25 protein-coding genes and 1 other RNA gene are annotated in these 22,297 nt (G+C 45.3%); 17 read left to right on the forward strand and 9 right to left on the reverse strand.

Translation table 11 applies throughout. The features are described 5' to 3' along the window. Position 1 precedes the first annotated feature (1 nt). Positions 2-637: a DUF4442 domain-containing protein gene (locus DOM22_RS18130; RefSeq protein ID WP_142701722.1), complete on the reverse strand. Its 636-nt coding sequence runs from the start codon at positions 635-637 to the stop codon at positions 2-4. An 83-nt stretch (positions 638-720) separates the two neighbouring features. Here DOM22_RS18130 and DOM22_RS18135 point away from each other — a divergent pair, with 83 nt between their 5' ends. The 7 genes from DOM22_RS18135 to DOM22_RS18165 all read left to right on the forward strand — a co-directional run bounded on the left by DOM22_RS18135 (position 721) and on the right by DOM22_RS18165 (position 5,842). Further along, positions 721-1,194: a hypothetical protein gene (locus DOM22_RS18135; RefSeq protein ID WP_142701723.1), complete on the forward strand. Its 474-nt coding sequence runs from the start codon at positions 721-723 to the stop codon at positions 1,192-1,194. Beyond that, positions 1,194-2,228, forward strand: a complete 1,035-nt coding sequence (locus DOM22_RS18140; protein ID WP_142701724.1) for a methyltransferase domain-containing protein — start codon at positions 1,194-1,196, stop codon at positions 2,226-2,228. The genes DOM22_RS18135 and DOM22_RS18140 overlap by 1 nt, the downstream gene beginning before the upstream one ends. 22 nt (positions 2,229-2,250) lie before the next feature. Continuing rightward, positions 2,251-2,775: a GNAT family N-acetyltransferase gene (locus DOM22_RS18145; RefSeq protein ID WP_142701725.1), complete on the forward strand. Its 525-nt coding sequence runs from the start codon at positions 2,251-2,253 to the stop codon at positions 2,773-2,775. A 129-nt stretch (positions 2,776-2,904) separates the two neighbouring features. Further along, positions 2,905-3,432 (forward strand): hypothetical protein, encoded by a 528-nt coding sequence (locus DOM22_RS18150; protein ID WP_142701726.1) that lies wholly within the window; start codon positions 2,905-2,907, stop codon positions 3,430-3,432. 14 nt (positions 3,433-3,446) lie between these two features. Beyond that, positions 3,447-4,277 (forward strand): ABC transporter ATP-binding protein, encoded by an 831-nt coding sequence (locus tag DOM22_RS18155; protein ID WP_142701727.1) that lies wholly within the window; start codon positions 3,447-3,449, stop codon positions 4,275-4,277. Continuing rightward, complete coding sequence (locus DOM22_RS18160) at positions 4,228-5,046, forward strand: ABC-2 family transporter protein (RefSeq protein ID WP_246845748.1); 819 nt, start codon at positions 4,228-4,230, stop codon at positions 5,044-5,046. Before DOM22_RS18155 ends, DOM22_RS18160 begins: the two co-directional genes overlap by 50 nt. Before the next feature lies 1 nt (position 5,047). Next, complete coding sequence (locus tag DOM22_RS18165) at positions 5,048-5,842, forward strand: ABC transporter permease (RefSeq protein ID WP_142701729.1); 795 nt, start codon at positions 5,048-5,050, stop codon at positions 5,840-5,842. Positions 5,843-5,858: 16 nt separating this feature from the next. Here DOM22_RS18165 and DOM22_RS18170 read toward each other — a convergent pair whose 3' ends face one another. Further along, positions 5,859-7,076, reverse strand: a complete 1,218-nt coding sequence (locus DOM22_RS18170; RefSeq protein WP_142701730.1) for a hypothetical protein — start codon at positions 7,074-7,076, stop codon at positions 5,859-5,861. A 295-nt stretch (positions 7,077-7,371) separates the two neighbouring features. Further along, positions 7,372-7,754, reverse strand: an RNA gene (gene rnpB, locus DOM22_RS18175) — RNase P RNA component class A. A gap of 98 nt (positions 7,755-7,852) precedes the next feature. Here rnpB and DOM22_RS18180 point away from each other — a divergent pair. The 4 genes from DOM22_RS18180 (at position 7,853) to DOM22_RS18195 (ending at position 11,467) form a co-directional block, all read left to right on the forward strand. After that, entirely contained in the window at positions 7,853-8,344 is a 492-nt protein-coding gene (locus DOM22_RS18180) for a fibronectin type III domain-containing protein (protein ID WP_142701731.1), read from the forward strand. A 55-nt stretch (positions 8,345-8,399) separates the two neighbouring features. After that, a complete protein-coding gene (locus DOM22_RS18185) occupies positions 8,400-9,605 on the forward strand; it encodes a DASH family cryptochrome (protein WP_142701732.1) in 1,206 nt (401 codons plus the stop codon). Next, positions 9,586-9,801: a CPXCG motif-containing cysteine-rich protein gene (locus DOM22_RS20255; RefSeq protein WP_142701733.1), complete on the forward strand. Its 216-nt coding sequence runs from the start codon at positions 9,586-9,588 to the stop codon at positions 9,799-9,801. Before DOM22_RS18185 ends, DOM22_RS20255 begins: the two co-directional genes overlap by 20 nt. Before the next feature lie 79 nt (positions 9,802-9,880). Beyond that, entirely contained in the window at positions 9,881-11,467 is a 1,587-nt protein-coding gene (locus tag DOM22_RS18195) for a PAS domain-containing hybrid sensor histidine kinase/response regulator (RefSeq protein WP_142701734.1), read from the forward strand. On the opposite strand, the gene DOM22_RS18200 is transcribed toward DOM22_RS18195, so the two are convergent. Continuing rightward, positions 11,445-12,206: a Bd3614 family nucleic acid deaminase gene (locus tag DOM22_RS18200; protein WP_246845749.1), complete on the reverse strand. Its 762-nt coding sequence runs from the start codon at positions 12,204-12,206 to the stop codon at positions 11,445-11,447. The two genes, DOM22_RS18195 and DOM22_RS18200, sit on opposite strands and share 23 nt — an antisense overlap. A 115-nt stretch (positions 12,207-12,321) precedes the next feature. On the opposite strand from DOM22_RS18200, the gene DOM22_RS18205 reads away from it, so the two are divergent. The 4 genes from DOM22_RS18205 to DOM22_RS18220 all read left to right on the forward strand — a co-directional run bounded on the left by DOM22_RS18205 (position 12,322) and on the right by DOM22_RS18220 (position 16,060). Next, positions 12,322-13,239, forward strand: a complete 918-nt coding sequence (locus DOM22_RS18205) for a class I SAM-dependent methyltransferase (protein WP_142701736.1) — start codon at positions 12,322-12,324, stop codon at positions 13,237-13,239. Between the two features lie 120 nt (positions 13,240-13,359). After that, positions 13,360-14,643 carry a polyamine aminopropyltransferase gene (gene speE / locus DOM22_RS18210; protein WP_142701737.1) on the forward strand — a complete coding sequence of 428 codons (1,284 nt, stop codon included), beginning with the start codon at positions 13,360-13,362 and terminating at the stop codon, positions 14,641-14,643. A gap of 144 nt (positions 14,644-14,787) precedes the next feature. Further along, positions 14,788-15,408: a superoxide dismutase gene (locus tag DOM22_RS18215; RefSeq protein WP_142701738.1), complete on the forward strand. Its 621-nt coding sequence runs from the start codon at positions 14,788-14,790 to the stop codon at positions 15,406-15,408. A gap of 247 nt (positions 15,409-15,655) precedes the next feature. Beyond that, the gene (locus DOM22_RS18220) at positions 15,656-16,060 is read left to right on the forward strand and encodes a hypothetical protein (RefSeq protein WP_142701739.1); all 405 of its coding nucleotides are present in this window, start codon (positions 15,656-15,658) and stop codon (positions 16,058-16,060) included. 69 nt (positions 16,061-16,129) lie between these two features. Here the strand turns inward: DOM22_RS18220 and DOM22_RS18225 are convergent, their stop codons facing one another. Beyond that, the gene (locus tag DOM22_RS18225) at positions 16,130-16,711 is read right to left on the reverse strand and encodes a flavodoxin family protein (RefSeq protein ID WP_142701740.1); all 582 of its coding nucleotides are present in this window, start codon (positions 16,709-16,711) and stop codon (positions 16,130-16,132) included. A gap of 218 nt (positions 16,712-16,929) precedes the next feature. Here DOM22_RS18225 and DOM22_RS18230 point away from each other — a divergent pair, with 218 nt between their 5' ends. After that, positions 16,930-18,270, forward strand: a complete 1,341-nt coding sequence (locus tag DOM22_RS18230; protein WP_142701741.1) for a hypothetical protein — start codon at positions 16,930-16,932, stop codon at positions 18,268-18,270. Positions 18,271-18,358: 88 nt separating this feature from the next. Here the strand turns inward: DOM22_RS18230 and DOM22_RS18235 are convergent, their stop codons facing one another. Then, the gene (locus DOM22_RS18235) at positions 18,359-18,889 is read right to left on the reverse strand and encodes a BON domain-containing protein (RefSeq protein WP_142701742.1); all 531 of its coding nucleotides are present in this window, start codon (positions 18,887-18,889) and stop codon (positions 18,359-18,361) included. A gap of 83 nt (positions 18,890-18,972) precedes the next feature. Beyond that, on the reverse strand, positions 18,973-19,374 hold the full coding sequence (locus DOM22_RS18240) for an HPF/RaiA family ribosome-associated protein (protein WP_142701743.1): 402 nt from the start codon (positions 19,372-19,374) through the stop codon (positions 18,973-18,975). A gap of 203 nt (positions 19,375-19,577) precedes the next feature. On the opposite strand from DOM22_RS18240, the gene DOM22_RS18245 reads away from it, so the two are divergent. Continuing rightward, on the forward strand, positions 19,578-20,501 hold the full coding sequence (locus DOM22_RS18245) for a LysR family transcriptional regulator (RefSeq protein WP_142701744.1): 924 nt from the start codon (positions 19,578-19,580) through the stop codon (positions 20,499-20,501). Here the strand turns inward: DOM22_RS18245 and DOM22_RS18250 are convergent. Together DOM22_RS18250 and DOM22_RS18255 are read right to left on the reverse strand one after the other, a co-directional pair. Next, positions 20,498-20,881 (reverse strand): hypothetical protein, encoded by a 384-nt coding sequence (locus DOM22_RS18250; RefSeq protein WP_142701745.1) that lies wholly within the window; start codon positions 20,879-20,881, stop codon positions 20,498-20,500. The two genes, DOM22_RS18245 and DOM22_RS18250, sit on opposite strands and share 4 nt — an antisense overlap. 156 nt (positions 20,882-21,037) lie before the next feature. After that, positions 21,038-22,267, reverse strand: a complete 1,230-nt coding sequence (locus DOM22_RS18255) for a M20/M25/M40 family metallo-hydrolase (RefSeq protein WP_142701746.1) — start codon at positions 22,265-22,267, stop codon at positions 21,038-21,040. Positions 22,268-22,297: the final 30 nt, after the last annotated feature.

Consider the following 22,297-nt stretch of genomic DNA (forward strand, 5'->3'; position numbering starts at 1 on the left):
TTTACTCCGCCGAATTACCGAGCGCTGGAGTGTGTTTTAACTTTAACTGCATTTGCACAGAACCCACGGCCTGATCGTTATCATCAAAAATCTGCACGTCAGCCGATGAAGTGGCTTCGCGGCGATCCCTAAGATCTGCCAAGACCACTTCGCGGGTATTTTCCGCCAATTCCATTCGCAATCTGCAGTCACTTGTTTGCACTTTAAAAAACTCAGATTCAATTCGCGTAACAGCAATCTCGAAATTTCCCATGGGAGCATGGCGCATCCACAGAATTTTTGCGGCCTCGATGGCAGCGCTTAAAATGGCACCCTCGTGCAGCTGCCCGATTTCATTCATATTGCGAGTGCGAGCCGGAATCACGACTTCGATTTGCGTATCCTTAAGGCGAGAAATACGTAGACCCATCCCTGCAGAAAAAGGTCTAACGATATCAAGCGCATAACCCAGCGCAGCATGCGACACCTTCGGAGAAACCTCTTCCAAAAGAGCGGCCAGGTCAGCGGCATTCAGGCGAATTCCACGGTCTTCCAATTGAGTTTTAAGTCCGTCTTTAGCCTGCTGCAGCTGCTGACGCAGGTTTTGTTCAAGCTCAATTCCCTTAGACATTAAGATTGTCAGCCATTGTTGGTTCATGAGATATCCTTTTCCCTACGAGTATTGAAAAATCTACGATATCATGCTCCGATAAAGACACGAATTTTTCAAAAGGAATCGGGATGAAAAAAATTGTAAGCCTAGTCGTTTTCGTTGCTGCTTTGGTTTGGACTTGGAACGTGATTCACACAAATGAAGCTATCGGCTTCGAGACGCACGCTGGCATCCAAACAAAATTAGCTGAGTTGATCAAAGCTACTTTGACTGCAAAAAAACCAAACGCGAAAGATTTGAGAATCGAAAAGCTTTGGACTGAATCAATGAACGACAACAAAGTTCGCGCTGTGTTCGCATACAAATTCAGTGAAACAAGCGAAGGTGGCGAAGCTTTGGAACAAATCATCGAGGGCGAAGCTGTTCTTCACCGCGAACCTACCGAAGACAAAACAGACAAATGGACTTTACAGTCAGTTAAAACAACGAACGATATCGTGGTTTTCTCTGAAGGCTCCACGGTAACTCCTGACACCGCAACACCTGCTGAAGGCACTCCGGCGGCAACGCCTGCGACGACCCCAGCCCCTGAACACCACTAATGGCCATTCCTAATCACTTTGTTCAAATTGATGAAGAGGGATTTTGTGTTAGCCGCGAAATGCGCATTCAAGATCCCAACTCTGGCCGGGAAATCCTGGAAAACCTAAAACTTCATCAAGGTGGAACATTGTTGAGCACCTTCGGCGACACTCCCGTGATCGTCGAAGCCTTCGATGAACCTCTGATCGCCTTGCAAATCGATAAAAACGACTCTCACTGGTCTATTCGTTGTCCCTACGACACTGAGTTTTCATTCTCATTGGACAGCTTGTCTGTGGACGAGTGGGATCGCTTTCATGGATATACAAGGGACCACATTCCTTTCGTCATGTCTCGCAAGGCCCAAGCTGCTTTCTTTAACATGGTTGATGAATTCGATGATGATTCAGTCACGGCTGATGGCAAAACTTACGAAGTCCCGCCTTATTGGAATTCTGAAACGGACGTAGAAAAAGAATCCTTCTGGAGCCAGATCTACAAACGCGAAGAAAATCCAGGCTGGAATTTAGGCGAGCCCGCAGAAGCCTTAAAAGACATGTTTCAGCGTCTAAAAATCTCTCGCTCCCGCATTCTGGTTTTAGGTTGCGGCGAGGGGCATGATGCTGCATTTTTTGCGCAAGCAGGACATGTGGTGACCGCGGTGGATATTTCCCCGGTTGCCCTTGAAAGAGCTAAAAAACTCTATGGTCACATGGAGAACCTGACTTTCGTTGAAGCCGATTTATTCAACCTTCCTCGCAGTTACGATGCGGCATTTGATATCGTGTTCGAACACACTTGTTATTGCGCCATCAATCCAGAACTGCGCCAGGATTTGGTGAAGGTTTGGAATCGTGTTCTGGCCGAGGGCGGTCACTTGATGGGTGTTTTCTTTGCGATGGAAAAGCGTCAGGGTCCGCCATTTGGTGGCAGCGAATGGGAACTTCGCCAACGAGTAAAAAACAACTACATCCCAATCTTCTGGGGCCGCTGGCAAGCTTCGCTTCCGAATCGCCAAGGCAAAGAATTCTTCGTTTACGCAAAAAAGAAATAGTTCTTAGTTAAAGAGGTCGTCTATGCATATTGAATTCACTCAAGCTGATGATAGTCACGTTGAAGACTTGGTTGAGCTCGTTAACTCTGCATATCGCGGAGACAGCTCCAAACAAGGTTGGACAACGGAAGCCGATCTTTTAGATGGGCAGCGTGTGGATGCAGAAGGAATTTTAGCCGACATCGAGCGCGATGGCTCCGTGATCTTGATTGCTGAAGACGACGATACCGGCCAACTTCTGGGCTGCGTGCATTTGGAAAATCAAAACGGAAAATGTTATCTAGGCATGCTGACGGTAGCCCCGACCTTGCAAAACAAAGGCATCGGAAAAATGCTCATCAAAGAAAGTGAAGCTTTCGCCCACTTCTGGGGATGCACGCACCTTTATATGACGGTGATATCGGTTCGTTCTGAACTGATCAAATTCTATGAAAAAGAAGGTTTCCGTCAAACGGGCGAAAAGAAACCATTCCCCTATGGTGACGAACGCTTCGGCAAGCCCAAAGTCGACAACCTCGAATTCGTGGTCCTCGAAAGAAAACTTTAGGTGCGAGGTCCTCTTTCTGTGTACGGTGCTCCATTTTATTTAGCCGTGCATGAATTGCATAATAACTTCTCTTCTATGTATTAAAAGTTTTCCTCGTTTGGTCCTATCTTTTAGGCAATCGAGGTGCTTATGTTTTCAAAAATTGTTGTTGCAGCGGTTTTGACTCTTACGGCGCCTTTGGCGTTCGCTGATCACATGGGCCCAAATGGCGATAAATTCTATGACGAAGCCGCCCACTTCACCAACGCCTGCTCACAAGGTCCGTGCAAAGCGCCTTACTCTGCCATGTTGGTTTACAGCCAAAATCCAAGATTAAACAAACTAAGTCCTCAACAAACAGACATGCTTCGTGCTGTTGCAAACTATCAAGCGCAAATCTGGGGCGACACTATTCTGGAAGGTGACTTCCATTCTGCAGGCCGTACACGTTTGGATTCAGCTGTGGTGTACTTTAAAGGTGATCGTGTCGCAGGCTTTAAAATCCGCTACTCCGAAAAAGCGTGGAATACTTCAGAGTGCGCATTTGATGGCAGCAAGGATTCCCTGAAAGGCTGCAAAGAAGGTCGCATTAGCGAGGAAAGTTACGTTTCCCCTGATTTCCAAACTTTCTTTACTGACGAGGATCGCCAAGCTGGCTTCTCTTTAGGCTTGAACTAGTCTATGATCGCCGAATGGCGATAGTAATTGAAACTCAAGATCTGACCCGTGTTTATAAAAGCTACCAAAAGCCCGAGGGATTTACGAATTCCTTGAAAGGTTTTTTTAATCGAAAATATCAGGAAAAAGTAGCTTTAAACAAAACCACTCTTCAAATTGAATCTGGCCAAATTGTGGGATTAGTCGGAGCCAACGGCGCTGGCAAAACGACTTTGCTAAAAATGCTTTCGGGCCTAGTCACTCCGACAGGTGGAGAAGCCAGTGTCCTGGGATATCGCCCCTGGGAAAGAAAAAATGAATTCCTTCGCCAGATTAGTATTCTTTTAGGTCAGAAAAATCAGCTGTGGTGGGATATCTCCCCGGCTGATTCCTATGCATTGCTGGCACGTATCTATGACCTGGATCCCGCAGCGGCCCGCAAACGTGTCGCTCACTTGGCAGAGATGCTTCAGTGCACGCATGTTCTGCACACGCAGCTTCGCCGCTTGTCTTTAGGCGAGCGTATGAAGATGGAGATCATCGGCGCCCTTTTACATGAGCCCCAGATTTTATTCCTGGATGAACCGACAATCGGTTTGGATATCGTGGCCCAAGAAACGATTCGCGAATTCCTGGATCAATACGTGAAAGAAAAATCTCCGACGATTATTCTTACCAGTCACTATATGGATGATATCGCGCAACTTGCTGACAAATTACTTCTGATCAGCAAAGGCAATATCGTGTACCAAGGCAGCGTGGAAGAATTCGTTGCTAAATCCAATCAAGAACTAGCTCAAAATGAAGAGGTCGATTTTGAAGAAGTCATTCGCCGTTTTTTGGAAACGGAATCTCGCGTTCGCTAAGCTCGCGATTGTTTCCAATCTCGAGTACAGGCTGAATTATTTCGTCGACGCTGTTTTGCAGCCGGCGCTGACCACAGGAATTGAAATCCTGTTGTGGGTGGCTGTATTCCGTGGCGCTGCCACTGCGGAAATCGCAGGATTCAGTCGCGAATACTATCTAGCCTATGCTTTGTGGGGCGCTTTCTTTGCGCGTATTTGCACCAGCTGGATGTATGAGTTCCGCATGATTCAAGAAATTGATTCGGGCAGCATCAACGCGATTTTAACTCGTCCGATGACTTACTATGAATATTATTTCTCGCAGTTGATGGGATATAAATTCATTACGACGATCGTTTCCATGATCATTCCTATTTTGGCCGTCATTATCTTTGCATTGCCGACCAAGTTCGAACGCCTGCCGATGGCGTTTGCTTTGGAATTCTATTATTTGATCTTGGTTCATTCCATCAGCTTCGTGGTTGCAGCATGTGCATTTCATTTGAATAAAATCTATTCCTTCACGGGAGCTAAGAATTTAGCTCTGTGGCTGTTGACCGGCGAACTTTTCCCTCTGGATTTGATGCCTGAACCTGTTAAATCGATCGTTATAGCGCTTCCATTCAGCTCGGGCGTTTACGTACCGGTGGGTTACCTAACCGGTCGTTTGGAAATCGCATCTGTATATCAATCATTCATTTCAGTGACGATTGGTATTGTCGTGGTGAATATTGTTGGCGCCGTGATCTGGAAACGCGGACTGAACGCTTACACAGGAACGGGAGCCTAAGATGACAGTTATAAAAAAATACTGGTTCTTATATCTTTCCATGTTCCGCGCAAGCTTCATCGCCGATCTTGAATACCGCGTGAACTTCTTAACTAGAATCGTGACGGATATTTTCTGGTATATCGCTCAGATCGCAACCTTTGAAGTCTTATTCCTGCACACTCCCATGATCGGTGCTTGGAACCAAGCCCAAATGCGCGTCTTTCTGGGAGTGGTTTTCGTCGTCGATGCCTTGTACATGATTATCCTGTCGGAGAATTTGGATCAGTTCTCTGAAAAAGTCAGAAAAGGCGATCTGGATTTGCTCTTAGCAAAACCCGCGAATTCGCAATTCATGATCAGCATGCAAAAAGCCTGCACTCCTGCGATCGGCAACCTTGGGATTGCCACAACGTGGTTCGTGTATAGCTTACTTCAATTACCTGATTTTGAATGGCTGCGCTTGCTATGGTTGATTATCCTCATCCCATGCGGATTGATCGCATTGTATTCAATGCGCTTTATGATGGCGGCAACAGCAGTGATCTTCGCCCGCTCTGAAAACCTGCAGTTCATCTGGTATCAAATCTACAGATTAGGTATGCGTCCGGATTCGATTTATGTGCCCTGGTTAAAATGGATGCTATTAACAGCATTACCCGTGGGAGTGATCGCCAGCGTCCCCGCAAAAGCATTGCTAGAACCTCCCCCATACGAACTATTCGCGTGGGTCGTAGCCCTGTCAGTGATCTTAATCTACATCACCAACAAGTTCTGGAAATTCGCCCTAAAGTCCTACTCCAGCGCCAGCTCCTAAAAGGTGCCGTCGGCACCTAAATTCCGAGCTGCAACCAAGATAGAATTTTGTCGAAGATCTTCATGTGCAACGGCTTCGCAGGAAGCTCGTTGCGAGACTTCTGCGCGTAGTATTCAAATAGGTTTTTGAAGTAACCGTTGTACCAGCTGGATAGCAGGTGTTCTTTGTCATAGCGAAGACTTTTCCCCGCTGTCAGACGTTGGGGCTCAGTGACATACACGCGAAGCTTTCCGTCGACATCGTGATTGTGCATACGCGCGTACCATTTTTCGATAGAAACAGCTTTGCCAAAGAATGGATCAATAATCCACCAGCCGCCTTCAGAATTTTTCACAGCCGTAGCCACGTGGAAAGTCCAAACTGTATCACCAACTAGCGCTTTCATCTGACCTACAACGTACACCTTGCGAATAGAAGCGTTGTCCACTCCCATGCGTAAAGATTCCAAGTGCGAATTCATCGCACGACCAAAGCAAAAACCCAGGTGTCCACTGGGATCATATTTTTTTACATTCAACAGGCGAGTCACCGGATTGCGAGTCACTTCTTCATAAATATCTTTTGCTTCAGAAGCATTGATAGAATTCTTACGACCCGTGCCTGGATTTTCAGTGGAGATTTTCTGCATCTGCGAAAGGACTTCCGCGTTCAAAGCTGTCGCTTGTTCCGGAGTGACCTTCGCTTGATCTGCATAAAGATTTTCAGCCGCATAACGGGTCAAAGAATCATTCACAAGCTTCGCGCCCAACAACGACACACGCTCTGGCAAAGAAAAACCAGCAAGCTCAAGAATTCGATCCTTGCGAGCAATCTGCTCTTTCGTATAATTGTCACCAAATCCCGGAAGTGTTTCGTTCAAACCTTTTTCAGTACGCCCCAAAGCACGAGCAAATTGCAAAGCGGTCGCTTCTTGATCAGAGACCTTTCGATCCAAAAACAATTCCACTTCACGCTTTTGCAAAACATCGTGAGTCGACATAGCCATTAACAATTTAAAGAAATCTTTTTGCTCAACCAAGTTCAGCTCAGAACGCTGATTCACCACACGATCCACCAGATCCATCTGCGAATCCGTCAAAACACGATTAAATTCATTCTCAACCAAATCGCGAGTCGCCCCATAAACCGCCGAAGGCTCCAAACCAAAAACCGCCTCACAACGGCTTTGCCCATGAGCCAAGCTGACAAAAAACATAACTCCAAAAACAACAATGAAGCCGCGACCGAAAGACATGGGTTTTCTCCAATACCCCGTACCAAGCAATCCCAAGGCCAAAAAACCCGCCAACCCATTAGATTTAAAGGAAAATAACTGAACAAACCTTAAACAAAGTCCCAAAAAACGCGAGCAGCAAGCGAAAGCGAGCTGCAAGCCACGTCCCCCTGAACGGAGTCAAATCTTCGCGAAATAAGAACGAGCTAGAAAGCGCCAAATGCAAGGCGCGAGGAGGAAGGCGTACTACCTGTACGCCGACGACGAGCAACGCAGTCAGTTGGCGTTTTATAGCTCGTTCCGTCTAAGAAAGTGGGAGTCAGGTTTTGCTTTAAGCCGGATTCTGTCCATCTCACCTGGTCCCATAATTGTCCCGATGAAATTAGATGATCATTCCTCTAGGAGTGACATTACTGTCACCCTCAAGCGATCTTACCCGGTGGCTACGGACTGGCCGTCCTACTAATGCCACCCTATTTGATCTTGCTCCGCGCAGAGTTTGGCTGTTTTCACTCCGGCGGCTCCCCTGACCCTCCCGTTCCCGGTGTCAGGCTCAATGCCCCGGACATTCTCTCTGTTCCACTGTTCCTTACATTACTGTAGAGGGGCGTTACCCCTTGCGCTGCCATATGGAGTCCGGACTTTCCTCCCTAATATCAAGTATTTGAGTATTATTAGAGCGATCATCCGCAAAACCGAAGGGTTTTTTTAACACCCTCCAGCAAAATTCGCAAGAGGGTTTTCTTCGCCCCATATTTATTTTACTTTCATCTCACTGACTACAAAAGGAATTTTATATGAAGATCTTCGCATCTCTTATCGTCTCTGCTTTGACCCTGGCTTCGACTACACCTGCGTTCGCAAGTGAAGGTCATACTGGTCCTAACCACCATACTAAAGAAGAACTTGGCCAAAAAATGAACGAGTTGTTTCCTGAGAAACAAATGAAAGTTGAATCTCAAACAATTCCCGCAAAACCTGAGCTTGCAAGTCCCGAGTACTTTGCAGCAGTTAAAGGTGATTCCGTTACTTTGAAATGGAAAGAAGCAAAAGATGCACAAGAATACCACGTGCAAGTTGCGACTGATGCAAATTTCAAATGGTTGGTTGCTGATGACCAACACGTCAAAGCTACAACATTCGATGTTTCTAAACTTGAGGCTGGAAAACACTATTTCTGGCGTGTGGCATCTGTCAGACCAGACAACTGGAAAACATTCCGCAAATCCTATTTTGCGACTTCTATGTTCGAAACTCCAGACGCTGCTACAGCTGCACCTGCAAAATAGCAATCTCTGACGAATCAAGTTCGTCGTCTAAATAGGCCCTCATATACTTTCTTTTATGAGGGCTCTTTACTGGTTCCGCAACGATCTCCGATTACATGACAACGAAGCACTGACGTGGCTCTGCCAAAATGCGCAGCATGCTTTGTTCGTGTATTCCTATCCCTTGAATTTCAGCAGAGCTGGAAAATTTCGGCGCAAGTTTTTATTAGAGACATTGGCCAATCTGCAAAAAGAGCTGGAGGATCGAGGTCATAAATTAGTGATCACCTATTCTCACCCGGAAGAAGTTCTCCCCCATTTGATTCACAAATATAAAATCGACACTTTGGTTTACACTGAAGAATACACACCCGAAGAACTGCGTGAAGAAAAACTGGTCACCTCACGCATAGTTCTTGATCGCATTATGCCTTTCGACCAAAGAACACTTTTAAAAAAATCTGCCCTGCCATTTCCATTGTTGAATTTACCGAATAATTTGGCGGAGTTTCAGGTGCTTTTAAGCAAGAAACATCCAGAAAAAGTTTTGCCCATTCCTTTGGTGTGGCCCGATCCCATTAGGGCCGACGAATTTGAATTGGACTTAAATCGCGAGCTTCGCATGTTCATCACGCCCTCGCGATTTATTGGCGGAGAATTGCAAGCCCTGACTCGACTAAAAGAATTTATCTGGGACAAGGATCTACTTCGTAGCTTTAAGGATGGATACTCAGAGCTGGTGCACTTTGATGACAGTTCAAAATTTTCTCCGTGGCTTTCCAACGGCAGCCTTTCACCTCGAGTGATATATTGGGAAGTGAAAAATTACGAGCGCGAACGAGCGGCCAACGATTCAACAAACTGGATGATGATGGATTTACTTCGTCGCGATTATTTTAAATACTATGCGCTTAAACTTGGACCCTTTTTGTTTCAGGCAGATACCAATCCCACTCATCAGCCATTGGTGGATGATCGTCTTCAACAAGAGCTTTTCAAAAGTTGGAAGTTGGGATCAACAGGAAAAGATCCCATCGACGGAAGCATGAAAGAGCTTAATGAAACAGGCTTTATCTCTTACCGCGGCCGCCAGGATGTTGCGAACTTCCTGACCGAAAACCTGAGCCTGGATTGGCGTTGGGGCGCACGGTATTTCGAAGAAATGTTGATCGATTATGATGCCGCCAGCAACTGGGGAAACTGGAACTATATTGTGGGAGTCAGCGAAGTCACCTCCCCTTCAAAAAATCACGGAGGATTCTATGAGCAACCCGGAATTTGAGAGCTTTGATAACGCCGAGATAGAACAATTCTTTCAATGTCCCTACTGCCGAACAGCTATATCAATGTTGGTTGATATTTCAGAGCCAGGGCGTCAAACATACGTTGAAGACTGTGAAGTCTGCTGTAAGCCGATTCAAATCACTTACTCCGCTGATCAAGGTCGCTTAGTGGATTTTTCGGCTCATCGGATCTAAACAACGTAATTACAAAACTTTAATTCCCAGGGCCTTTTGTAATTTTATTTAAATGCGTTTCTACAGATAGACTAATCACATGAACAAGTCCGCGTACGAGGCTCTTGTAAATTCCCATGCTCTGATTGAGTTCGATCCCCAAGGAAAAATTCTTTGGGCCAATCGCAACTTTCTGAATCTCGTGGGATATGAGCTGAGCGAGATACACGGGAAACATCACTCCATTTTTCTTCCTGCCTACGAACTTCACGAAAAAGAATACAGCGAATTGTGGGACACTTTGCGTGCCGGGAATCCCCAAGTGGGCGAGTTCAAACGCCTGGCCAAAAACGGCAGTGAAATCTGGGTTCATTGCTCTTACACGCCCGTTAAAAACGACAGCGGCGATGTGATCAAAATTCTGAGTATGGCCTTTGATATCACTGAAAAAAGAAATCTGGCTGAAAACCTAGAGAGAAAAAATCAGGAACTTCTGTCGACGGCAGCGAAAGCCCGTGCGGCGACTTATGCAAAATCGGTGTTTCTGGCGAATATGAGCCATGAAATTCGCACGCCGCTGAATTCGATCATTGGGATCACTGACACTTTAGCAGAAACTCCCCTGGATGGTCAGCAAACTTCATTCGTCGAAATTTTGCAAAGAGCGAACTATCAGCTTATGACAATCATCAACGACGTTTTGGATTTATCCAAAGTGGAAGCTGGCGAGATCATTTTGCACATGCTGCCTTTCAGTTTGCAAAGAATGATCGACGATATTTTGTCGATCCTTGAATTCCGAGCGAAAGAAAAGGGTTTGCAACTTAAAGTCTCAGTCGCACCCGAGGTTCAGGAATACTATATCGGTGATTCCGATCGTCTGCGCCAAGTGCTGATCAATCTTTTAAATAACGCGATCAAATTTACTCATGCCGGCACAATTACTTTGAATGTTTCGGTGAACAACACACCGCGGTCGGGTAATTTATTATTTGCTGTTTCCGATACGGGCATTGGCGTCTCGAAGCAAAAATTCAAAGATATCTTCCGTCCCTTTACTCAAGCGGATGCGACGACGACCCGTCGTTACGGCGGAACAGGTTTGGGACTTTCGATTTCCCAAAAAATTGTCAGTCTTATGGGCGGAGTGATCTGGCTTGAAAGTGAAACGAATGTGGGAAGTACTTTTTACTTCACAGCTTCGATGCCTGCGACGACAGAGCGAAAAACCAGCATGCACAATCCGCTACAGGGACGCTATCAGCTGAATGACATCAGTCACTTCATCGAAGACGAGCGACTGCGCGTCCTTGTTGTAGATGACGTTGATGACAATCGGAATCTTCTGGGAATTTATCTGCAAAAGACAGCTCATCACATCACTTATGCTGAAAGCGGCACCGAGGCAGTTTCACTCGTTGAAAAAGGTCAATTCGATGTGATCTTTATGGATGTGCAAATGCCAGGGATGGACGGACATGAGGCCACCATGCGCATTCGCGAAATCGAACGCGAACAAAACCGTCGACCTGCGCGCATCTTTGCTTGTACTGCCAATGCCTTTGCTGAAGACATCGAAAGAAGTATGAGTGCTGGTTGCGACATGCATCTTTCGAAACCAATTCGGAAAGACACGCTGATTAAAGCAATTAATTCCTGCTTTGCTATGACGGAAGCTGTTGGTTAAGGCCCAAGCGATCTAAAACTGTCTGCGAAGACAATCCACCGGATTCTTCCACAGAATAATACACTTTTATATTCGCGGAAGTTTCCATCCACTCATAAATCATTCCTGCGCACATTTTGCAGGGTTTATGCGTGCTGTACAAAACAGAACCTGAGGGAATTTTACCGCCATGTTCACGGTAATATCTGTGAATTAAATTTACTTCCGCATGCAGAGTTTTATTTTTGGAGTTGGAATTCACACCGTAACTTAAAACCTCGCCATCCTTTGAAACCAAAAGAGCCGCAATACAACGATCATGATCGTGCAACACCTCTCCACGAGGAACTTGCTTAGAAAGAGCGTGGGCTGCTTTCAGCAACTCTTGGTTCGTTGAGGCTTTTTCGTTTCGCAACCATTCGTTCAGCTTTGCCAAAGGCATTTTATTTTCTGCATTCAAGTGCGTGACGGTACTAAGTACCTCCGCCGCAGAATCAATTTCAATAAACTCTAAGGACTCTTGAAAGTGTGTATCTTGCTCTGGAATGATTTCTCCAGAAGCTCTTTTAGCGACGACCTTGATCATGCCTTTGCACATTTCTGTTAGCGGAGCGGTCGTGAAAATACGCTGGCGCAGAATAAAAAAGCTGTGGTCCACGTGACGGTCAAAAAGGCCCTGCAGCAACTTGACAACCGCAGAAGATGGAGCGACAGAACCTTTCGGGAAATGGGAAAAATAAACTTTGCCTCTAAACTCCACAAAGGCGACCTGAAAGGTGTCCTTATTGAGTAAAAATGCTAGGTGACGGGCTCTTTTTTCGGCGCTCATTCAAGAATTGATACCATATCAGATTATTTTTGTCTAAAACCGCCGTATGCAGATGATCAAAAACCGCCTTGAAAAGAACTACAAGAAACTAAAATCCTGGGCCGAGCGCGCAGGTATTCAGGCGTATCGCCTTTATGATCGCGACATCCCGGAATATCCGTTCATCGTGGATATCTATGGAGAGCATTTTTTGATCTACGATAAGGGCGACAGCCGCGACGTCGAAAAGAACCATCTTCCTCACGTCGTCGAAGCTTTGCAGGCTCTTTTCAAAGCTGATGAGTCCAAGATCGTGATTAAAAAACGCGAGCGCCAAGAGGGCCTTAAGCAATACGAAAAATTGGATCAAAAAGATCAAACATTCACGGTGAAAGAGTCTCAAGCGACTTTCAAAGTTAACTTGTATGACTACCTGGATACGGGCTTGTTCTTAGATCACCGTCCCATGCGCCAAAAGATCTTTAAAACTGTAAACGGCAAAAAATTCTTGAACCTTTTCTGCTATACGGGCTCGGTCAGCGTTTTCGCGGCTTTGGCGGGAGCAAAAACCACCTCCGTCGACATGTCTCAGACTTATCTGGCCTGGGCTCAAGAGAACTTCGCGCTTAATAATATCCCTGCTGACCAACACAGCTTCATCAATGCCAACGTGCTTGAGTGGTTGGACCGAAACCAGGGAAAACCGGCTTTTGACGTGATTTTTCTGGATCCTCCGACTTTTTCGAACTCTAAAAAAATGACCGATAGCTTTGATGTCGAACGCGACCAGGAATTGCTGGTGAACGAGTGTATGAGCATGCTGGAACCAGGCGGAGTTTTGTATTTCTCGAACAATAAACGCAAATTTCACCTGTCACCTGCAATTAAAGAGCAGTACAAGGTTCGCGACATCACCGAGGAAAGCATCCCTCAGGATTTCCACGACAAGAAGATCCACGTCTGCTTCGAAATCCGCGCACTTTAGTGTTTTCACTTAATTTTTTGATTTTCGCCCTGGGGGCAGATTTGTCTTGCCCCCAACCCCAAAAGGTCCTATTTACCCTTTAAATTTTAAGCACAATTTTAAACTTTGGAGGGCACGGAATTGAATGCTTTAGGTCGCCATATTTTGGTTGAGTTCAGCGGATGTAACGCTGAGGTGTTAAACGACGTTTCTATCATCGAAAGAAGTATGATTGAGGCGGCACAAATCGCAGGTGCTACTGTGATCAACTCGACATTCCACCACTTTTCTCCGTGGGGAGTGAGCGGTGTGGTTGTTATCCAGGAAAGCCATTTGGCAATCCATACGTGGCCGGAATACAGATACGCAGCTGTGGATCTTTTCACATGCGGCGAAACTGTTGATCCTTGGGTTTCTTTTGAACACCTGAAAAAAGCATTCCAGGCAAATTACTCTGCGATCGAAATGAATCGTGGTTCTTTGCACGTGATCCAAAAAACAGACTTCAAACCAAAAACGATGCGCGAAAAGCCTTCTTTCGATTTGTCGAAAGGCGTGCAGATCGAACGCAATGTTTGGTTCACTGACAAAGACGAAAACCAAGCTTTGTCTTTGCGCTACACCGGCGAAGTTTTGTTTGATGAAACAAATCCGTTCCAACGCGTTCGCGTTTTGGATTCTTACTCTCACGGAAAATTCCTGGCGATCAATAACATGGTTATGTGTTCTGAGCGCGATGAATTCCATTACCACGAGATGATCACTCATCCAGTGATGCAAACTCACGGTAAAGCTAAAAACGTTCTGGTTATCGGTGGTGGTGACGGCGGAACGATTCGTGAACTTTTCAAATATGACGTTGATAAAGTAACGATGGTTGAAATCGACGAAGCGGTTGTTCGTGCTTCCAAACTTCATTTGCCAAAAATCGCTTCTGAATTCGGCAACCCGAAATTGAATCTTATTATCGGTGACGGCATTCAGTTCGTAAAAGACGCTGCTCCAAACTCTTACGATGTTATCATCGTTGATGGTTCGGACCCAGTAGGACCAGCAGAAGGTTTGTTCACGGCTGAGTTCTATGCAAACTGCAAAACGGCATTGAAAGATGGCGGCATGGTGATCACTCAGGGTGAATCTCCAATGTTCCATGAAGGCACGTTCGTTGAGCTTAATAAGTGCCTAAAAGGCATTTTTGGAGCAAACAGCGTTCACACTATGCTATTCCATGCAACGACTTACCCATCGGGTATGTGGAGCTTGCAAATGGGTGTGAAAGGTTCTGCTCACCCAGCAACGGACTTTAACAAAGACAATGCGCGCCAATTTGCTAAGGCTAAGGGCTTGAAATACTACAATGAGGATTTGCACTCTGCAGCGTTCTCATTGCCGACATTCGTTAAGACGATGTTGGGCCAAAACTAAGATCACCAAATGTCTCTTAGGGACTCCGTCACATTGGGCGGAGTCCTGTACAATTCTAAAAAGATAGACCGTCTTCCATTTTCAATATAGTTTCATTAAGGATTCCTCCGACCCGGTCGGAGATTAGAAACAGGAGACGGTTAAATGTTCAAACTTCCTACACTTCCGTATGCAAAAACTGATTTGGCTCCTTTGTTCAACGAAGAACAAATGACTTATCACTATGACAAACATCACAAAGCTTATATCGACAATTTGAATAAAGCGATGGAGACAGACTCTTCTTTGAAAGGTAAATCCCTTGAAGAGATCGTTCTTTCTTCTTCTGGCGGTAACTTCAATAACTCGGCTCAAGCTTGGAACCACACGTTCTATTGGTTCAACATGGCTCCAGTAGGCAAAGGCGGTAAAGCTTCTGCTGACCTTGAAACTGCAATCAAACGCGACTTCGGTTCAATGGACGAGTTGAAAGCTAAGTTCGTTGACGGTGGTATGAAAACTTTCGGTTCTGGTTGGATCTGGTTGTGCACAGATGCTTCTGGCAAACTAAGCCTGGTATCTACTTCTAACGCTGCAGTTCCATTCACTAACAACGGCCCAGCTCCAATTATGGTTGCTGACGTTTGGGAACACGCTTACTACGTAGATTACCGCAACCTTCGCCTTAAATACCTAGAAACTTTCTGGTCACAAGTAAACTGGGATTTCGTATCTCAATGTTACGCCTCCAAAAAAGTTCAAGATTTAACGAAAGCAATGACATAGGTAACAGTTCCCTTTTCGGAACGCGATGCATTTCAAAAGGTACGGACTTACTTTGTCCAAAAAAGGGAGCTGATGAAGCTCCCTTTTTTTATTTGTTTTGCCCCAGCTAAGAGACTGGGCACGACAACTGACATGTCGGCACCTTGCGAAAGCCCGGTCTGCAGTTACTTTCCTTTCATACAACAGTTCCCTACTTGTTGCTTCTCACCGTTGTTCCACAATAGAGGCAACCGTAAGGAGGTTCTTTATGAAAACCTTGATCGCACTTTTGCTGGCCAGCACATTCTCGTGGGGTGCTTATGCGGCTCCTTCTCATACATTTATGAAAAGTCCCATGCACGCCACCGAGGAAGTCGCGATTGACTATGATTTCGGTGAAGTCACCGTAGGTAACGGCGCTTCACAAACTTGGGAGTTCACAGCTCCAGATGATGCCGCAGTTTATATTAGCAGCATCACAATAACTGGTGACGACTACTGGGCAGATACTGACTGCCTAGGAAAATTAGATGCCACCTACTCATGCACTTTCACACTGTACTTCGTCCCTGCTAAAGAAGGCGAAGCCATGGGCACTGTGAAAATCATGACCAATATGGATAACGTTACAATCAATGCCAAAGCTAAAGGCATGGCCGCCCCCGCTCAGTAAAAACACAGGTAACAGTTCCCTTTTCGGAATGCCCTGCAGTACGAAAAGGGAACTGTTACCTACTGTTACCTACTTAAACCATTTCCTGCGTGGATCTTTTTTATCCACCGGCCAAGTTGTCCAGGACACTTTCATTTCCATCGCGGCTTTTAGATTTGCTAAAATCAACTCGGCATCTTCGATTTGCCAGAAATCTTTGGCATGCGTGTTCTTATTTTTAAGGGCTATGTCAGACACCAATGAGTAAACCATTCCACTCATCGGTGGGATTAAGAATCCCATCGTGCTTAAAACGCCTTGAAGACGTGACAGAACGGACTTACCACCCACCGAGTGCATCAACACCATGACCGCGCAAGGTTTACCCATTACGGCGGGTGTGGCTTCCATATCGGTCATTTCTTCCAAAAGTCTTTGCATTGGACTCCCCCATGAGTCCCAGTAGGTACCAGTCACAAAAATCACTCCATCACAGGCAGAGATTTTCTTTTTTAATCCCGCGTTCGGTGATGTTCGTGCAAGATGAACAACTTCAAAGTTAAAATCTTTTTTGAGTTTGCTCACCTTTTTAATGAAAGCGGCACAATTGCCTTTTTCTCCGGAAGGACTTCCATTCAAAACCAATACTGATCTTATAGTTTTATTTTTCATTTCTCACACTCACTCACCGAACAACACCAAACGTTCCACTGATATTCAGGCGCTCTTCGGAACATTTGTCGACATCATAACCATCAATTGATGGTGAAATTTTATGTCTAGACATTAAGTGCACGCAACAATCAGATCGTACCTTCGTTAAAATTATTCTGACTGCTCTTGGTACGCAACTTGAAATCAAACCTACCATCAACGTTAAAGGAGAACATATGACGATAAGTAAAAAAAGGTCTTTCAAAAATATCATGATGAGCGCGATGCTGTTGGTAAGTTCGGCGAGCCACGCGCAAAGCTCGTATTTCAATCAGGCTCCTCACAGCACTAACGAAGATTTAGAGTGCTATCTTGAGGGAGGTGTTCTTGCCAAAGGTGTTTGCGTCGCAGCCACCGTTACTGGTCAAGTTGCCGCTGTATTAAATAATGATCTGCGCAAGCATGGGGGTAACGAAACCTCCATGGGCGACACAGTTATTGAAGGTGACGCGAAGGTTTCCAATAATATTGCCAATTCTCGTATTAAACAGATCTTTATCACAGTTAGCGCGATTCCGAAAAACCAGGTGCTCGACTATAATGAAAAAGGGCGACAAAACTTTCATAATGCCAATCGCATGCGCGCAGATGGCTACGTAGATCGTCCATGGTTCCTAGGGGCCATTGGTGCCAATATCGATATTAGCAAATCCCAAGATGTCACGATCCTTGCCGGAAGTTTTGCGGCCAGCGGTCTTGCGCCGTTGGAAGGAAAACCAAGTCGCTATTATATGACAGCGCCTTATGGAATCCAGGTTCGGTATGATCAAGGAATTCAAATGAACTATGAATTGAAAGAGGAACTCGACCGCGTTCTGTTGGCTTCTTTCTCGGTCATCGATGGTGATGGCGTAAAGGGTGAATCCAATATCACTCCATTTGATTCTCGTGCGAATTCATACCCTTCTGCTGCGGGCACCATGGAAATGCGCATTACCAATGCACTTCGCAAGGTTTACTCTAAAAGCTCCCCTTATCTTAAAAATCACGACCTTTACATTGGTGTCACGGGATCTCGTGGAGACACTGGCAGCTATCCTAAGCAAAAACGCGTGCAAGATGATCTGACAACTTATTTGGGCTATATGTTCACTTCCAGTAAAGGTCAGGCCGAGGTTCGCGTGTTTAGATCGCAATTTGTGCGCAATCCCGAAGGCAATGGCGATGGTACTCACACCAATCTTGTTCACTCCAATGCAACCGGTGCCGAAGTTGCTTATCGCGGGCTTGAAGCTGGCGCATGTACTTGGGATTTTTACTACAACCAACACGTTTTTGATTCTGAGGCCAACGACGGAGAGTTCACTTCAGGAAATGTGCGCGGTCTAAAAGGCTGGACGCTAGGTTCTGCCTGCCGGAATCTTTTGGGAGTTAAAAACCTAACTATCGGAGTTGAATACGGCGAGGCCACACCGAAATATAAATCGGGATCTAAAGCAACGACGATGGCTTTCGGTGGGAAGCAATTCAATCTGACTTTCAGCTATAAATTCGGACTAAAACGTAATTACAACTAAGCTCGAAAAAGAAGGCGCCCGATTTGAGGGCGCCTGTTCATGGAGGGATATTGGGAAAAGGACCGCATGATTTAACTAACAATCACCATCAACCTGCCTCCTTTGCGGAAGAACCGGAACCATCTGTGTCCCGGTATAAGTTTTGAAAAAAAGGAGCTCGGCGTGGACGGTCTGTAATAACAATATTGTTAATCACATCCTGTACACCGGAGAGCTCCCATGCCGAGCCGACTGCTAAAGCTTTTAATCTTGGGCGGAATACTTCGCCTTCTAGGGTGACAACGCCGTCTTCAACAAAGACTTCGATATGTTCCCCACCGATCATGACAAATTCTTCCATAGCTTCCAGGATCAACTTCTTTAGCTCTTCATCGGAGCGATAATAGTCAGATGGAACCACAATGCGGTCTTCTATAGACCATACCCCTTCAAAATCGGAGACGAGTTCCAGAGCTGCCATTTTTTTATATGATGTATCGCAACTGCCTGTAACAATCACGGAACATCCGCGCACAATCACATCGAAGTCGGCGGGACTCACTCGTTTATCCCATTTTAATCGCTCGCAGATTTTTGCTCTGAGATCGGTTTCAACTGGTTTGTTTTTATGAGAACCCATCGGCCAACTCCTTTCTGATTGCTCGGTTAATTGTTTAATAACTCATTCTATTTAATTTTCATTCCCATCTCTCCAAACTGGGATTACCACCCAGTTTGGTTTTCTGCCATCAACTGGGATTCTTCCTCAGTTGGGAAATAATTCAGCATCGGATCATGTCGACGATGCATGGCTTTTTTAGAAGAACGGCGACGCAAAACAGATTTCAAAGAGTCTACGGTTTGCATCACGGCTTTTTTGAAACTGTCATTTGATTTGGCAATTTTAATTACCGCTTTCGAATGAGTGGGTTTCAAAATAACCTCGCAAGTATAACTTGGTTTGCGAGCGTGAGTGCGATGTCTTGTAGTTTCGACTCTCACGGTGAGGTGAGCAGCACTATCGTACTTGAAGAAATCTTCAATGGAGGCTTCCACTTTTTCAAGTAAGTAAGCTTCAAGGTTTTCTGTACGTGTGATGTCTCTGTAGTAGATGTCTGTTTGCATATCTACCTCCTTGTTCTTTCATTATCGCTGAGACCCAACAATTCTTTAAATATATAATTTAAATGACATACATAAGTTAAAGTTATAGGTTCAGTCTGGGCCCGATGGAATTCCCTAATGCTCTTGGACAGTTGGGCGACCGATGTCGTGGTCCGGGTTCCAAAGTGGAGCCAAATTTCGTCTCTAAAACCGGGTGGTAATTTATGTTTAATTTTAATCACTTGTACTATTTTTACGTGACGGCAAAAATTGGCGGCGTTTCAAACGCTGCTAAATATCTAAGAATTTCCCAGCCCAGCCTCTCATCCCAATTAAAAATTTTAGAGAGCAATATCGAAGTAAAACTTTTCGAAAAAAAAGGTCGGGTGCTCCAACTTACGTCTGACGGTGAAAAGACTTTCGCCTATGCAAAACGCATGTTCGACGTTGCAAACGAATTAGCTGAGTCCTTGAAATCCCCAGGTGAAAAAATGACAGAAAGATTTCACATCGGAATTTCTGAACAAGTGGAAAGACCTTTCATTGCAGACATTCTTTCACCAGTTATTCGCGACAACAGAGGAAAAACCAACAAAATCATTTCAATTAGTTCTGCTCCTGACGAAGATATTTTACAGCTTTTAAGAACCAAAGAAGCAGATCTGATGCTGACAAACAAACCGATTTATGCAGAAGACGTGGTGGAGCTTGCATCCATTGCGGCACCTGTGAATTTAATGGTTTCAACTCAACTTTTGAAAACCTTAAAAATGCGCGTTTCGAAAAACACCAGCATACAGGATTTCCTCGCCGCCTTTCCCGGTGGCTTAGTAATTCCTTCATATAAAATGAAATTGCGCCACGAAACTGATCTATTCATAGAAAACATCAAGACACGCAAAAAGATCTCTTTTGAATCTGACATCATGTCGGTAGTCGGCCGTGCCATCGTTGATGGTGCTGGCTGTGGATTCCTGCCGCTACCTTATGTTTTAGAGGAAATAAAAATGGGTCTGATCACCGTCATCGGTCCCAAATCAGGTTACTGGAAACACTCCCTGTACATGATCTCTCACAAAGAAGACGACTATGATGCGCTTACAGAAGACATCGTAAAGCGCTTTAAACAACTGGATAAGTGGAGCTAATTTCCACCCAGGAGCGTTGCTTTTTGAGCGCGCCTGTTTTGAACTTCGATAACGCAAGAATATGTCGTGGGACTTTTTGTGCGAAAAACGACAGTCATTTTCCCGTTCACAAATTTATGAAAGTCGGCCGCGGTATCTTTACCCGGAATGATGACCCAGTACTTGCCATTCGATTCATCAACAAAGACCCGGTAAAATACGATGTCTCGGATTTTACCGAGAACGGCCGCCAACTCCTGCTCAACGTTCACCGCCTGGCAAAACTCCTCCGCATAAGATTTCACTTGATGCGATTCGATTTCCAAATAAGTTACACCGATCAAGCATGTGACCAGAAGTATTAAGAAAACAGCGCTAATGACTTTTAGGGTACGGCTCACAGTAACCTCAGGAAACATCATGTTAAACAGCTGCAAGTTTATTGTTTATAGTAATCGGAAAATGAAATTCGCGGAAGTGTTAATTACAACGTTACGAAAAAGAAAAAGCCCCCGGGTTTCCCGCGGAGGCTTCCGTCATCAATTTGAAATCGAAGCCTAGTAAGGCTGACGAGCCGCTGAGTTGGCCAGATCCATTGCGAACACAACCGCAAGCTTGGAGTACATTGCGGAGTGAGCAAAGTTTGTCTTATCGTTGATCAAATCTTTCGCTGTGTGGATATTTGGATTATCCGCACGCATTGTGGATTCAAATGGCATCAATGTTGGGTAACCTTGTCTGAACCAAGAAGCATGGTCACTGCAACCATAACCGCATTGATCATCAACGATACGTGCATGCAAGTAAGCTTCGTTCACAGCTCTTAGGTATTCATGCAACCACTTGCTGGTAAAGTCAGTCATATTACCGATTACGAACTCTCCCGCACCTGGATACGAAGTCATATCCAACTGAAGAACTGCAACCACATCACGTTTTTCACCTTTATAAGATTTTGCAATTTCCGCAGAACCCAAAAGACCTGATTCTTCACCCGCGTACCAGAAAAATTCAATAGTACGTTGCGGTTGTTCTTTTTGACTGATGATACGCAAAGTTTCTAGCAAGTTAGCAGAACCAGAAGCATTATCGTCAGCGCCCGGAGCTTGCTGACCGCCACCCCATCCTTGATTGATGGAATCCAAGTGACCACCCAAAACCACGATCTCATTTGGACGAGTCGAACCCGTCAAACGCACACGCACTGATTGTTGTGGAGTGGAATCATGAGAGATCAAAGAAATTTCGTACGGAATGTTGGAGCTTGCAAGCAAAGTCTGCAAACGTCTTTTCATGTCTTCCACGTGAACATTTGGTGTTTTGCCACGGTTGTAACGGTTTGGATAAGAAGACAACCAAGTTACCCACTCACGCAGGTTTTGTTCGCTAACTTCAGCCACAGCTGCTTCGATTTTAGGGCTTTTTTCAACCGCTACGGCTGCAAAAGGGGCTCTTTCGTAAAGGTCGTTTTTAGCTTTGATTTCTGCCAAAGAACTCAACATTGAAGTAAAATTCAAAGCCTGGAAGTTCTTTTCCGTAGTCAAATCTTCAAAGCCACCGCATTTGCCCACTTTATGAGCGCGCTCTTGGATTTTTAGTTGCATTTCCGGAGTGATAACCGCATATCCGACACCTACAGATTCTTCTTTAGCCAGGACAGGAATGTCCAAAGCCTTAAGGTCCGCAAGGTCAGCCAAAATAGGCTTTGTGGAGAAGGTTTCAAGGGACGCTTGGTGAGCGCCAGCTTGCGATGCGACGAGTAAAAGGGCCATCATGGCAGTTTTCATGGAATCATTCCTTTGAAATAGATTACTTGG

Origin of the sequence: Bdellovibrio sp. ZAP7 (assembly GCF_006874645.1) — a bacterium.
Classification (GTDB): Bacteria; Bdellovibrionota; Bdellovibrionia; order Bdellovibrionales; family Bdellovibrionaceae; genus Bdellovibrio.